This window comes from Hoylesella buccalis ATCC 35310 (genome assembly GCF_000177075.1).
GTDB lineage: Bacteria > Bacteroidota > Bacteroidia > Bacteroidales > Bacteroidaceae > Prevotella > Prevotella buccalis.
Window position 1 is genome coordinate 35,970 of the sequence record NZ_ADEG01000009.1, and the last position, 14,260, is coordinate 50,229.

General features: G+C 45.8%; 11 protein-coding genes. All 11 read left to right on the plus strand.

What is annotated here, in order from left to right; genetic code table 11:
- The first annotated feature begins 160 nt into the window (after positions 1 to 160).
- Positions 161 to 1,573, plus strand: a complete 1,413-nt coding sequence (locus HMPREF0650_RS00665; RefSeq protein ID WP_040561939.1) for an ATP-binding protein — start codon at positions 161 to 163, stop codon at positions 1,571 to 1,573.
- A gap of 760 nt (positions 1,574 to 2,333) precedes the next feature.
- Positions 2,334 to 2,492 carry a hypothetical protein gene (locus HMPREF0650_RS12950; RefSeq protein WP_211205565.1) on the plus strand — a complete coding sequence of 53 codons (159 nt, stop codon included), beginning with the start codon at positions 2,334 to 2,336 and terminating at the stop codon, positions 2,490 to 2,492.
- Between the two features lie 191 nt (positions 2,493 to 2,683).
- Entirely contained in the window at positions 2,684 to 4,180 is a 1,497-nt protein-coding gene (locus tag HMPREF0650_RS00670) for a TrkH family potassium uptake protein (RefSeq protein WP_004347509.1), read from the plus strand.
- A 56-nt stretch (positions 4,181 to 4,236) separates the two neighbouring features.
- A complete protein-coding gene (locus tag HMPREF0650_RS00675) occupies positions 4,237 to 5,358 on the plus strand; it encodes a universal stress protein (protein ID WP_004347510.1) in 1,122 nt (373 codons plus the stop codon).
- Between the two features lie 14 nt (positions 5,359 to 5,372).
- Positions 5,373 to 6,830, plus strand: a complete 1,458-nt coding sequence (locus HMPREF0650_RS00680; protein ID WP_004347511.1) for an ATP-binding protein — start codon at positions 5,373 to 5,375, stop codon at positions 6,828 to 6,830.
- Between the two features lie 18 nt (positions 6,831 to 6,848).
- Complete coding sequence (locus HMPREF0650_RS00685; protein WP_004347513.1) at positions 6,849 to 8,186, plus strand: sigma-54-dependent transcriptional regulator; 1,338 nt, start codon at positions 6,849 to 6,851, stop codon at positions 8,184 to 8,186.
- 393 nt (positions 8,187 to 8,579) lie between these two features.
- A complete protein-coding gene (locus HMPREF0650_RS12535) occupies positions 8,580 to 8,660 on the plus strand; it encodes a potassium-transporting ATPase subunit F (RefSeq protein ID WP_004347514.1) in 81 nt (26 codons plus the stop codon).
- A 7-nt stretch (positions 8,661 to 8,667) separates the two neighbouring features.
- Positions 8,668 to 10,374 carry a potassium-transporting ATPase subunit KdpA gene (kdpA, locus tag HMPREF0650_RS00690; protein ID WP_004347515.1) on the plus strand — a complete coding sequence of 569 codons (1,707 nt, stop codon included), beginning with the start codon at positions 8,668 to 8,670 and terminating at the stop codon, positions 10,372 to 10,374.
- A 3-nt stretch (positions 10,375 to 10,377) separates the two neighbouring features.
- Positions 10,378 to 12,396: a potassium-transporting ATPase subunit KdpB gene (gene kdpB, locus HMPREF0650_RS00695; protein ID WP_004347517.1), complete on the plus strand. Its 2,019-nt coding sequence runs from the start codon at positions 10,378 to 10,380 to the stop codon at positions 12,394 to 12,396.
- Positions 12,397 to 12,409: 13 nt separating this feature from the next.
- A complete protein-coding gene (locus tag HMPREF0650_RS00700; RefSeq protein WP_004347518.1) occupies positions 12,410 to 13,000 on the plus strand; it encodes a K(+)-transporting ATPase subunit C in 591 nt (196 codons plus the stop codon).
- Positions 12,997 to 13,740 carry a TorF family putative porin gene (locus tag HMPREF0650_RS00705; protein WP_004347520.1) on the plus strand — a complete coding sequence of 248 codons (744 nt, stop codon included), beginning with the start codon at positions 12,997 to 12,999 and terminating at the stop codon, positions 13,738 to 13,740. The genes HMPREF0650_RS00700 and HMPREF0650_RS00705 overlap by 4 nt, the downstream gene beginning before the upstream one ends.
- Positions 13,741 to 14,260: the final 520 nt, after the last annotated feature.

The window sequence follows — 14,260 nt, forward strand, 5'->3', positions numbered from 1 at the left end:
ATTCACAGTATTCACTTCACCCATATTATGTTCGGTAAACATTATCTTTCGCAAACATAATTTTGATTAGAATTAAAAGATTGGTGATTTTGTGTGTTGATAGTGATTAAAATATTATCTTTGCAAAACATAATGTTTGGCAAAGATAATTATTGATAATATGGAATTTATTGATAGAATAGAAGAAACTGCAACGTTCAAGCGCACTCTGGGCCTTAGCCGGCCTGTGCTGATTGTGATTTATGGTAGGCGGCGTATTGGAAAGTCAGAACTCATCAAGCATGTTTTGACCAATCAGGATGTGTACCATTTGAGCGAAGAAGCACAGACGCAGCAGCAGATAGATTCCTTTGCTAAGACTGTTTCGTTTACGTTTGACGGATTTGACCGTGTGTCATACCATGATTGGGAAACGATACTCACCTCTATCAATCTATATGTTGGGGAGAACACATCAGTTTGCTTAGATGAGTTTTCTTATCTTGTCAAGAGCGACCCTTCGCTGCCTTCCATCATTCAACGATTGGTGGATAGCAAAAAACTGAAATACAACCTAATACTTTGTGGTTCCTCCCAACTGATGATGCACTCGTTGGTACTCAATGAAACATCGCCCTTGTATCAACGCTGTGCTTGGCAGCCAAAGCTGAAGCAACTGCGTTTGCCTTATATAAAAGAAGCCCTGCATTGTTCCGACCAGCAGGCTGTTGAGGAATATGCCGTTTGGGGTGGTGTGCCACGCTACTGGGAACTCCGTGCCGACTTCGACAGCTTGGAGGTAGCGGTGCGCAATCTTTTGGTCAATAATTATGGCACGCTGTACGATGAGCCAACACGGTTGCTTCGTGACGAACGTCGTGATACGGCTACATCTTTCTCATTACTTACTACGGTGGGCAACGGGGTGAATCGCATTTCGGAAATAGCCAGTCGTATGCAGCAGCCTGCGACCAACCTTTCTCAGCCCATCAGCATACTGACCGATTTAGGCTATGTGGAGAAAGATATACCATTTGGCGACAATCCGAAGAGTAGCAAGAAAGGACTGTATCGTCTTGGTGACAACTTTCTTTCCTTCTATTACAGATTTATCAATCCCAACAAATATCTCATTGAACTCGACCGCCAGAATCTCGTAATGGATATTATCCGTAAAGACTTCAGCACATACGTTGGTCAGGTATGGGAAAAGATTTGTCGCGACTTCGTAACAGGCAATGAAATCGATGGTGTAGTCTATGGCATTGCCTCACGGTGGTGGGGCGGCATACCAAAAGAAGATGGCAACAATGACTACGAACAGATAGAGCTCGACCTTGTAGCTGAATCGCTCGATAAAAAGCACATCCTCGTGGCAGAATGTAAATGGCGGGAACGCGACGAGGCACAGAGCGTATATGAGCAATTAACAAGCCGTGCCAGCCGCTTACCCTTCGTAAAGAAGGGGCAAAAGGTACACACGATATTGTTCCTCAAAACAGAAACCAAGGCTGATGTTCCATGTTATTATCCCAAAGACATCATAGCGTCTATGCTGCAAGAGGATGCCTCCAAAGACAAAGCTTCATATTAAACATTCTTGAGTCGGTAACTTTTGCAAGTTATGAAAAAAAATATCCGCCACAAAATAGAGATGTGATCTTCATATAATATTGTGTACAATATCTTATAAGAGGTGTTGGGAATACTCGATAGTTGTCTGTTAAAGAAACTAAAATGAGATTTGGAACTTTCATGGATATTAGTTATCTTTGTATTGTTATTTAGAGGATTTTAGTTGTGCCGATTGAGTCTCTTTCGAAAGATCTTCATCCAGACTATTCTCCTACAATGATCTTTGATTTAATTAACGGCAGATTTCTTCTTCATGTACTATAAAGCCAAATAGCGCTACGGGGCAAAAATGTGTTACCAACGATGCGTTTGTGTTACCAATGTGTTACCACTTGATATTTCACAAATTGACCATACTTTTTATAAAAGTTTCGTATATCACTGAAAACGAACTTGTTGTAGCGTTTTTTATGGTGGCATATAAGGCTTAACTCCATGCAAATCGCGACCCCATGCGAGTCACAAAGTACTAAAAAAGAGGATTTCAGCAATGAAGCCCTCTTTTCCGTTTATACAAGCCACTTGTTAGCTAAATAGCACATTTAGAGGAAGTTATGCTAAATGTTGAACCTGCGGCTAACAGGACGTAACGGGAATTAAAAAGCCCTATCGGGAACAAAATGTGTTACCAATATGTGTTACCACCCCCCAAAAATGTGTTACCACTTGTATATGATGACCCCAAAATTACTCCTTTAGTCGATTTAATTAGTTAAATTATGCTAAAAGAGAATGTAACGGTTATAAGTGCTGCCATCGAACTGGCAACAGGCGGAGCCGTAAAACCACATGTAGGCACTGGTGGTGGAGGTTCAACATCAGAATTGCCGTGGAGAGATAAGTACAAGGATAAATACAAACCTATGAAAAAGAGATGACAGTTGTTTGCAAAAAATAAAGATTTCGCTTTGTCAGAATGGAAAGCAACCTTTTCAAAATGAAAGGGTATTACAAGGATGTTGTTTATTTTGTAAAATCATATCTTACTGATTATCTGCTGTTTGTTACCATCCTTAGCTCTTTGGTACTCCATTTGTATATAGTGATGTAAGTATAATAAGTGACATTTATGGATATAAAGCAATACGGGGTAAGTCCCAATATGGAAAAGGAACTCAGCTATCGGTTTATTGCCTATCTGATAGGTTTGCTCTTGGCATTCGAATCGATGCTGCTGCTAGCATGCTGCTGCGTGTCCCTGATGTATGGCGGGAGAGATTTGATAGCCTTCGCCGTTTCGTGTTCTGTATGTCTGGCGGCAAGCATCATGCTGTTAGTCTATGGTCGGAAAAAGAAGTCTGCTCCCTCACGCTATGAAGCCTATATCGTGGTGGCTCTTTCCTGGGTGTTTTACACGGTTTTCGGAATGTTCCCCTACCTGTTGGGCGGCTACATCCCGAATATTACCGACGCTTTCTTTGAGACAATGTCAGGTTTCACCACCACAGGAGCCACCATATTGGACAACATCGAGAGCATGCCTTATGGCATATTATTCTGGAGAAGTCTGACGCAATGGATAGGCGGTTTGGGGATTGTCTGCTTTTCCATAGTTCTCTTGCCTGAGTTCGGTGTCAGCAGTCAGATGCTCTATCTCTCTGAGGCAACGGGAGTGACTCACAACAAGATTTGTCCCAAGACACGTGTCATGGCACGGTATATATTCTTGGTTTATATCTTGTTGACTGTCATCGAGAGCGCACTCTTGAAGGTTGGGGGCATGAGCTTATTGGATGCCGTGTGTCATTCCATGGCCACCATAGCCACAGGAGGCTTCTCTACCAAACAGGAAAGCATTGCCTATTGGCATTCTCCGTATATAGAATACGTGGTGTCGTTGTTCATGTTGCTTTCTGCCATCAATTTCTCGCTCTATATTGTTGCCTTAAGGGGAAGTTGGAAACAACTATGGCAAAACGTGGAACTCAGATGGTTCGCCTCCTCCGCAGGTCTGCTTACCCTGATTATCTCGACGGCACTCATCCTGAACAACGGCTATGGCGTGGAGGAAGCATTCCGCAAATCCCTGTTCCAAGTGGCTACTTGTCACACCTCGTGTGGCTTTGCCACTGACGACTACAACCTGTGGCCGTCATTTACATGGATGCTGCTGATTTTTGCGATGCTGTCGGGTGGATGCACAGGGTCAACCAGTGGAGGTATTAAAAATCTCAGAATGATAATAGTCGCCCATTGCATACGCAACCAGTTCCGTCAGATACTGCATCCGCGTGCCGTATTGCCTATAAGAGCTGGTAGTATGTTTGACAATAAGCTGGTGACAATGGTTCTTGTATTCTTCGCCGCCTATATGTCAGTTGCCTTTATCGGCTGGACACTGCTGATGGTATTCGGAGTAGGACTTACAGAAGCCATGAGTACCGTGATTTCTGCAATGGGTAATGTAGGACCTGGGTTAGGCAGCTTCGGTCCTGCCTTCTCATGGGCAGCATTGCCCGATGCCGCCAAATGGATACTCTCATCACTGATGCTCATAGGCAGACTTGAAATTTTCGGTTTCCTTCTCATATTCTACAAATCGACGTGGAGTGGCAGTTGGTCATAGAGAAATATGGTTGCCCCTAAGGGCAATAAATGTATTATAATAAACGCTATATATATATGGAAGAAAATATACAGCAATTTCTTGACCTGATACGACGGTCACATCGGGGACGGTTCAAGATATACATCGGAATGATTGCCGGAGTGGGCAAGACCTTTCGCATGCTTCAGGATGCACGAGAGATGCTACGGTGCGGCACAGATGTACAGATAGGCTATGTGGAGACACATGGTCGGGCAGACACGGTGAGGGCACTGAAAGGACTGCCCGTGATTCCCCGCAAGCGGGTGTTCTACAAAGGCAAGGAGATTGAAGAGATGGATTTAGACGCTATCCTTCAGATTCATCCTGAGATTGTAATTGTTGATGAGTTGGCACACTCCAACGTGGAGGGACAACGCAATGCCAAGCGATGGCAAGATGTGATGGAACTGCTTGATGCCGGTATCAACGTACTCTCTGCGGTAAACATACAACACATAGAGAGTCTGAAAGATGAGATAAAGGAGATGGTAGGCATCGATGTGAAGGAACGCATTCCAGACCGAGTGTTGCAAGAAGCCGACGAAGTGGTGAACATTGATCTTACGGCCGAAGAGCTTCTGGAACGTCTGAAATCCGGGAAAATATATGCCAAGGACAAGATACAAACAGCCCTTGACCATTTCTTTCAAGCAGGGAATATCCTGCAACTGCGAGAACTGGCACTAAGGGAAGTAGCCTTTCGAGTAGGGAAAAAAGTAGAGGAAGAGGTACTGCCACGAACATATAGGACTAAAGGGATGTCAAGGATTGTGGTATGTGTAAGCAGCAATAGCGAAACACAGCAACATATCATCCGCAAGGCTGCACGAATGGCGGACAGTTTTGACGCTGACCTATTGGCACTATATGTTCAGACACGTGGCGAGAACAACGACCTCATTCCTTTGGACTCACAACGTCATCTGATGAGCCATCTGGAACTGACCATCCAGCTTGGAGGACAAGTACATAAGGTGGTTTCCGACAACATTCCGCAGAGTATATCAGAGTTCTGCCGACAGCAGCATGCCACACTGCTTTGTATGGGACAACCATCATTCTCCTTTCCCCGCTTGCTGATGCGTGCAGGAAGTTATCGGAAATTGTTGTCTGAATTGAAAGAAATGGGCGTAGATTTAATTATTTTCGCATAAAAAATTAAAAGGATATGACTGCAAAAGAAAAACTTACACTCTCAGTGGGTATTCTAGTGTCGCTCATCATCGGTTTGGTGGTGCTTTCCGTCATCAGCCTGCAGATACTCACAGCCACAGAACCTACTTCTCCTGTGGCAGACTATGGTCTGACGAGAGCCTTGACTCTGTTGTTGCTGTTTGGCGGATTGAGCATCGCCGTGGGAGTATGGATGCTTCTGAAATTGCCGGAGTATATCACCCGCCCTTTCCAGGAACTGACCAAAAGCATCAACGAGATTGCCAACCACAACTACGATACTCAGTTGCACCTTCATGGTGGTGAGGCCATGGAGCAGTTATCCACCAATTTCAACCAAATGGCATGCCGTCTGCGTGATTACCACAACTCATCGCTTTCGAAACTGAAGGTGTCAAAACAGTACATAGAGACCATCATCGACTCTATCGACGAACCTATCGTCTGCTTAGACCATAAACTGACACTCTATTTCATCAACAATGAGGCACTCAGCATTCTCAATCTCCGACGTGAGGATGTCGTGGGAAAGTCAGCACAGGAAACAGCCATGCGCAACGACCTGCTGCGCCGACTACTGGTAGGGATGGACAGACATAAGGTACATGAGACCGACGAGAAAAAGACAGAGCCACTGAAAATCTATGCCGACAACAAAGAGAGTTATTTCCAGGTGAAATATCTGCCTGTAAGAATGACAGACCACGAGGGAAGCATAAAAGAAAGCGGTACAGTGATTATGCTGAAAAACATCACCGAGTTTCACAAACTAGATGTGGCAAAGACAACATTCATCTCAACGATATCCCATGAATTGAAAACCCCGATATCAGCCATTCTGATGAGCGAGCAACTGCTTGCCAACAATCGTGTGGGCGGTCTCAACCAAGAGCAAAAAGAATTGTCGGACAGCATCCGTGAGAATGGAGAACGGCTGCTCAGCATCACGGGCGAATTGCTCAACATGACACAAGTAGAAAGCGGAGTATTGCAGCTCAAACCTCATATCACAAGGCCAATAGAGCTGATTGATTATGCCATAAAGGCCAACCAAGTACAAGCAGACAAGTTCCATATCAACATAGAGGTGGATTACCCAAAGGAAAAGATAAACAAGCTCTATGTCGATAGCGAGAAAATAGCATGGGTACTGACCAATCTGCTGAGTAATGCTATACGATATTCTTCGGAAAATGACCGGGTGACTATAGGAGCCTTGCAACAGGACGAGCACCACGTAATGCTGTATGTACAGGATTTCGGACGAGGCATAGACCCTCGTTATCATGATAGCATCTTCGAGCGGTATTTCCGTGTACCTGGTACCAAGATACAGGGCAGCGGACTGGGACTTTCCATCTCGCGCGACTTTGTCGAGGCGCATAATGGCACACTTACAGTTGAAAGTGAATTGGGTAAGGGCAGCAAGTTTGTCGTTTCCTTGCCAGTGTAAAAAGATATATAAAAAACTATGAACAAGATACTTATTATTGACGATGAACCAACCATCCGTATGCTCCTCTCACGCATGCTGGAACTGGAAGGTTATGAGGTACTAAAAGCAAAAGACCGTGCCACGGCTATATATACCTTAAAGAACAATGAAGTGCAGGTGGTGCTCTGCGACGTGTTCCTGCCTGATGGCAACGGCGTGGATATGGTGCAGGAACTGCAATTGTTGGCTCCTAAAGCCAAGATAATTCTCCTCACCGCCAACGGCAACATTCCCGACGGCGTGCAGGCCATCAAGAATGGGGCTTTTGACTATATTGTCAAGGGTGATGACAACCGCAAGATTATCCCTATCGTGAGCCGTGCAATAGATGTCATTGCGTCAGAAAATAAGAAAAAGAAGCCAAGTGCCACAACGGCAAAATCGCATACGTTTGACACTATTGTAGGAAAATCAACTGCAATCTCTGACGTCCTCCGACAAGCCCAAAAGGTGGCTACAACAGATGTTACCGTGCTCATCAACGGTGAGACCGGTACTGGCAAGGAAGTCTTTGCCCAAGCTATCCACAATGCAAGCCATCGAAGCAGTGAGGCATTTCTTGCTCTTAACTGCTCGGCATTTAGCCGTGAATTGCTGGAAAGTGAGCTTTTCGGCTATAAGGCTGGGGCATTCACTGGTGCTGTGAAGGATAAGAAAGGATTATTGGAGGAAGCCAATCATGGTACGGTGTTTCTCGATGAGATTGGTGAAATGGCGCTTGAGTTGCAGTCGAAGCTACTGCGTGTGCTTGAGACTGGAGAATTTGTGAAAGTTGGCGACACAAAGACTACCCACGTAGATGTGCGCATCCTTTCAGCCACCAACCGCAATCTGAAAGAAGAAATAGCCAATGGGCGATTCCGCGAAGATCTTTATTTCCGTCTTTCCGTGTTTCGCATAGAACTTCCACCATTGCGCCTGCGCAAGGAGGACATACTGCCGCTTGCCCAGCATTTCATTGAGCGCTATGCCAAGCAAATTGGTTGCCCACCCCCTGTGCTGTCTTCCGAAGCAAAGAATTTGTTCTTGTCTTATCCATGGCCAGGTAATGTGCGAGAAATGATGAATTCCGTAGAGCATGCCATCATCGTATGCGAAAGCGAAATCACTAATCATGACCTGCCTATAGACATGCTTTCGGACAATACATCCGCTGTAGCCAATGATTCCTTTGACCTGAAGAGTGTGGAGCGCAACCACATCATCAAGGTTCTCCACCATACTCACGACAATAAGACAGAAACGGCTCGACTGCTCAAAATCGGACTTACCACTCTCTATCGTAAGATTGAAGAATATGGGATAACCGTATAAATGCTCCACACTGTCATTCCCGCCCTTCCAAAGTGAATGTGTTTATTTCATTTTGGAAGGGTTTTTATTTGCTACATTTTCAATCTTTATCTTTGTATGATATTGATACACAGTATAATATATGATTAAAAACATATTTGGCACATCCATTGCGATACATAAGGTGACAACGATTTCGTTAAGCCATATGAACAAAGTCGAGTTTACTCGAGCTTTGCCATGGCGAGAAATCGCACTTTTAAAAACATTTATGTATAACTTTTAAAAACAGAAAGAAAATGGATTTGTTTACAATCGGTTTCGCAATTTGCTTGTTGAGCGGCATAGGCTGCTTCTGGCTATTCTTCAAATGTATCGACTGGTTCGAGAAAATCTAAAAAGGAGGTAGAGATTATGTACACAACATTATTTATCATCAGCTTGGTGGTTTTTGCGTACCTAATGTACGTACTCATCAAGCCCGAAAAATTCTAAATGACGTATGAATACGGAAGTTTTGGGAGTAATCCTACAGATTGTCGTTATGGTGGGACTCGCCTGGCCACTTGGCAAGTATATTGCCCGAGTGTATAAAGGCGAACGAACGTACCTCGACTTCATGAAGCCGGTGGAACGCCTTATGTATAAGTTGAGCGGTGTGAATCCCGACGAGGAGATGGACTGGAAGAAGTTTCTCCGTGCACTGCTTGTGGTGAACCTCTTCTGGTTTGTGTGGGGTATGGTGCTCTTGGTAGCACAAGGAGTATTGCCTCTCAACCCCGACGGCAACATCGGACAGACATGCCACCAGGCTTTCAATACCTGTATCTCGTTTATGGTTAACTGCAACCTGCAGCACTACAGCGGTGAGAGCGGTCTGACTTATTTCACGCAGCTCTTTGTCATCATGCTCTTCCAATTCATCACAGCCGCTACAGGTATGGCAGCAATGGCTGGTATCATGAAGGGTTTGGCGGCAAAAACAACGCAGACTATTGGTAACTTCTGGCGTTATCTGGTGTTGAGCACTACCCGCATCTTATTGCCATTGTCTTTAGTTGTAGGTATGATTCTGATAGTGGAAGGTACACCCATGGGCTTCGACGGAAAAATGGAGCTGACCACCCTTGAAGGTCAGAAACAGGAGGTGTCGCAAGGCCCTACGGCAGCCATCGTGTCCATCAAACAACTTGGAACGAATGGTGGCGGTTATTTCGGCGTGAATTCATCGCATCCGCTTGAGAACCCCACTTACCTTACAAATATAGTAGAGTGTTGTAGTATCCTGATTATCCCGATGGCATTGGCTTTTGCATTCGGCTTCTATCTGAAACGCCGCAAGTTGGGCTATAGCATCTTTGGAGTGATGCTCTTTGCCTATCTTGTGGGTGTGGGCATCAACATGTATCAGGAGATGAACGGCAATCCACGGATATGTGCCATGGGGATTGCACAGAATGGAGGAGCTATGGAAGGCAAGGAAGTGCGCATAGGTTCGGCCGCTGGTGCATTGTGGAGTGTCACTACCACTGTCACCTCCAATGGCTCGGTCAACTCAATGCACGACTCCACCATGCCATTGTCGGGAATGATAGAGATGCTGAATATGCAGATAAACACTTGGTTTGGCGGTGTTGGTGTTGGCTGGATGAACTATTTTACCTTCCTTATCATTGCAGTGTTCATCAGTGGACTGATGGTGGGACGAACTCCTGAATTCTTAGGGCATAAGGTGGAGGCACGCGAGATGAAGATAGCCTCGATGGTAGCTTTGCTCCATCCGTTTATTATTCTCGTTGGCACTGCATTGGCGGCATACCTCTTCGTTCATGCTCCTGAGTTCGTTGCAAGTGAGGGCGGATGGCTCAACAATCCCGGCTATCACGGACTGAGCGAGATGCTTTACGAATACACATCGTCGGCCGCCAATAATGGTTCCGGCTTTGAGGGCTTGGGTGACAACACCTGGTTCTGGAACTATTCGTGTGGCATAGTGCTTATCCTTGGACGTTTTGTGCCCATCGTAGGTCAGGTGGCAATAGCTGGTATTCTTGCTAAGAAAAAATATATTCCCGAAAGTGCAGGAACGCTGAAAACTGATACCGTTACATTCGGTGTGATGACCTTTGCCGTCATCTTCATCGTGGCAGCCTTGTCGTTCTTCCCCGTACATGCACTAAGTACAATCGCTGAACACTTAACATTGTAAGTTATGAACAATCTATTTGAAAAAGAACTTGTTATAGCGAGCATCAAACAGTCGTTTGTGAAGCTCGACCCGAGGCAGATGAAAAAGAACCCCATTATGTTCACGGTGGAGATTTGCACTGCCGTTATGCTGCCCGTGACCATCTATTCGGCGTTTAGCAGCGAGCAAGGCTCGTTTGCCTACAACGCATGGGTTTTGCTTATCCTCTTCGTCACCCTGCTGTTTGCCAACTTTGCCGAGGCCATAGCCGAAGCACGTGGTAAGGCTCAGGCTGACAGCCTACGCAAGACGCGCGAGGAGACGCCAGCAAAGCTGTATGTGAACGGTAATATCAAAACCGTCAGCAGTTCTTCTCTGAAGAAGGGCGACGAGTTTGTGTGCGATGCCGGCGATGTTATTCCTGCCGATGGTGAGATTGTTGAGGGACTTGCCTCCATCGACGAGAGTGCTATCACAGGTGAGTCTGCCCCAGTCATCCGCGAAGCCGGTGGCGATAAGAGCAGTGTCACTGGTGGTACAAAAGTGCTTAGCGACCATATCCGTGTGGTTGTCACTACGCAACCTGGCGAGAGTTTCCTCGACAAGATGATAGCCCTCGTGGAGGGTGCATCACGTCAGAAGACCCCTAACGAGATTGCACTTACCATTCTGTTGGCAGTGTTCACATTGGTGTTCTTGATAGTCTGCGTCACTTTAAAGCCCTTTGCCGACTATACGGGTACAGTGATCACCATAGCCTCGTTCCTCTCATTATTCGTTTGCCTGATACCAACAACCATCGGCGGCCTACTTTCTGCCATCGGTATTGCCGGTATGGATCGTGCGCTGCGTGCCAATGTCATCACTAAAAGCGGTAAGGCTGTGGAGACAGCGGGTGACGTGGATACGCTGTTGCTTGACAAGACAGGAACCATCACCATTGGCAACCGTAAGGCCACTGCGTTCTATCCTGCCGAAGGGGTGGATAAGGCCGAATTTGAACAGGCATGCCTCCTTTCCTCAATTGCCGACGATACTCCCGAGGGAAAGTCAATAGTAGAGCTTGGACGAAACGACGGATTCAGGATGAGGGCATTGCACACCGAGGGTGCCCACATGATAAAGTTTACTGCCGAGACGAAGTCGTCGGGCATCGTGTTGAAGGACAGCACAGAGATTCGCAAGGGAGCCTTCGAAACCATGCGTCATATTACCGAGGATGCCGGCTACACCTTTCCCGAGCATATCTCTTGTCTCGTGACAGCCATAACTGGCAATGGCGGTACACCTCTTGTTGTGACTGTCAACAAAAAAGTTGTTGGAGTCATCGAACTACAGGACATAATTAAACAAGGAATCCGTGAGCGTTTTGAGCGTCTGCATAAGATGGGTGTGAAGACAGTTATGGTGACTGGTGACAATCCACTGACTGCCAAATATATCGCAGAGAAAGCTGGAGTGGATGATTTCATTGCCGAGGCTAAGCCAGAAGACAAAATGAACTATATTAAAGCAGAGCAGAAGAACGGCAAACTCGTTGCCATGATGGGCGACGGCACCAACGATGCTCCAGCATTGGCACAGGCCGACGTGGGTGTGGCCATGAACAGCGGTACTCAAGCGGCCAAGGAGGCTAGTAATATGGTAGATCTTGACAACGACCCGACAAAGCTCATTGAGATCGTTGAGATTGGCAAGCAATTGCTCATGACACGTGGCACACTCACCACCTTCTCCATCGCCAACGATGTGGCGAAATACTTTGCCATTGTGCCTGCCCTCTTCATGGTATCCATACCAGAACTTGCAGCTCTGAACGTCATGAATCTTCATTCTCCCGAGAGTGCCATTCTCTCGGCCGTCATCTACAACGCCATCATCATCCCGCTGCTCATCCCCTTGGCATTGCGTGGCGTGAAGTACAAGCCGATAGGGGCAAGCGCTTTGCTCCGACGCAATCTGCTGATATTCGGAGTGGGAGGTATCATTGCTCCATTTGTGGGTATCAAACTGATTGATTTAATCGTAGGTTTATTCTTTTAATTGAAATACAGATATGAAAAATTTTATAGTAGCTTTCAGGCTAACGATGGTATTGTGCATGTTCCTGTACCTCGGTTATGTAATGGTATTATGGATTTTTGGCAAAGTGGCAGGTCCGGGAAATGGTAATGCCGAAGTTGTGGAAGTGGATGGCAAAGTGGTAGGTGTAGCCAACGTAGGGCAGTACTTCACCAAAGACATATATTTTTGGGGACGACCCTCGTGTGCAGGCGATGGATATGATGCTGCCAACTCGTGTGGCAGCAACAAGGGACCTACGAATCCCGAATATCTTGTCGAAGTGGAGACACGTATAGACTCTTTCCTGATACATCATCCATACCTTGAGCGCAAGGACGTGCCGGCTGAAATGGTGACGGCGAGCGGTTCGGGACTCGACCCCGACATCACTCCGCAGTCAGCTCGGGTGCAGGTGAAACGAGTAGCTGCCGCAAGGCATCTCGATGAAAAGCAAGTTGCAACATTGGTTGAGAAATCCATTGAACGTCCGTTGCTTGGCCTATTCGGTCCTGCAAAGGTAAATGTATTGAAACTGAATGTAGCTCTTGATAAACTTAAACCAATCTTGATTTCACAAAAATGATGAAGATAAAAATTATTTTCGCATCTATTTTGGGAGCGGTCATGACCTTATCGTCAGCCGCTTCCGCACAAGACAAAGTAACCGTGAATGGCAACATTGACTTGGTAAATAACTACGTATGGCGTGGAATGGACCAGAACTCCGGCTTTTCGGTGCAGCCTAGTCTTGGCTTGTCGTACAAAGGATTGTCCCTGTCGGCATGGTGTAGTCAGAGTCTGACAAATAATGCTGACCGCGACGTTCAAGAACTGGACATTAATCTATCTTACTCCATTGGTGGATTATCAACCACATTGACAGATTATTGGTGGGGCGGATTGCATAATCCTTACGGTTACTACAAGCAAGGTCCAACAGACAATCCCATAGATGGAGGCCATCACTTTGAGGCGACTGTTGCTTACAACTTCAGCACTAAACTGCCTCTTACTCTCAGTTGGTCAACATGGTTTGCCGGAGCCGATATGCGTACGGACAGCGACAAGCGTTGCTGTTCAACTTACATCAATGCGTCATACGACATCGCTTGCCCGGTCGAAGTGACATTGACGCCATCAATTGGCTTTACACCATGGAAAGGCTACTATAACGGCAAGGCCGCAATAACCGATGTATCGCTGAAAGCATCGAAGAGTTTTGGAATATCTGGTAAATTCTCGATACCACTCTTTGTTCAAGCAATAGTCTCACCCACCAACGACCATGTCTATCTCGTTGCCGGTGCAGGTATAGGATTTTGATGTGCCCGAAATTATGACGACCGTGCCATAATCATCATCGACTATGGCATGGTCTCCTAATGTCTTGACTGATGGAAGAAAGTTGTTACGTTTACTTGATGGAGCTTGTCTATAATAACATCAAGCCAGAGGCGATATGCCCCAGAAGGGCATAACACACAACCAAGTGTAAATGAAAGTTAATTTAAAAACATTGGAGAAGCAACAAACTTTGTGCATTCCTATTAGTTTTGGGAAATTAAATTTATAAGTAGAACAAGATGATTTGTAATGGGAATAATTTGGTATCAAAGCATTCTCATTATGATATCTTACTTCTTATTATCAGTTAGTTAAGTGCGAAGTTTAGGTTCAAGTGTGGAATCGTCCTATTGTCTATTCCACGAACTGAGGCTCTTCCAACTGCCTATCAAAGTTGAACAGACAACGTCAGAGCCCACGTCGATATGAAAATCATTACCGTAAAGAGACCTATATAATACATTAGACTGCGCCAAAATGGTACAATCCATGCTTACAA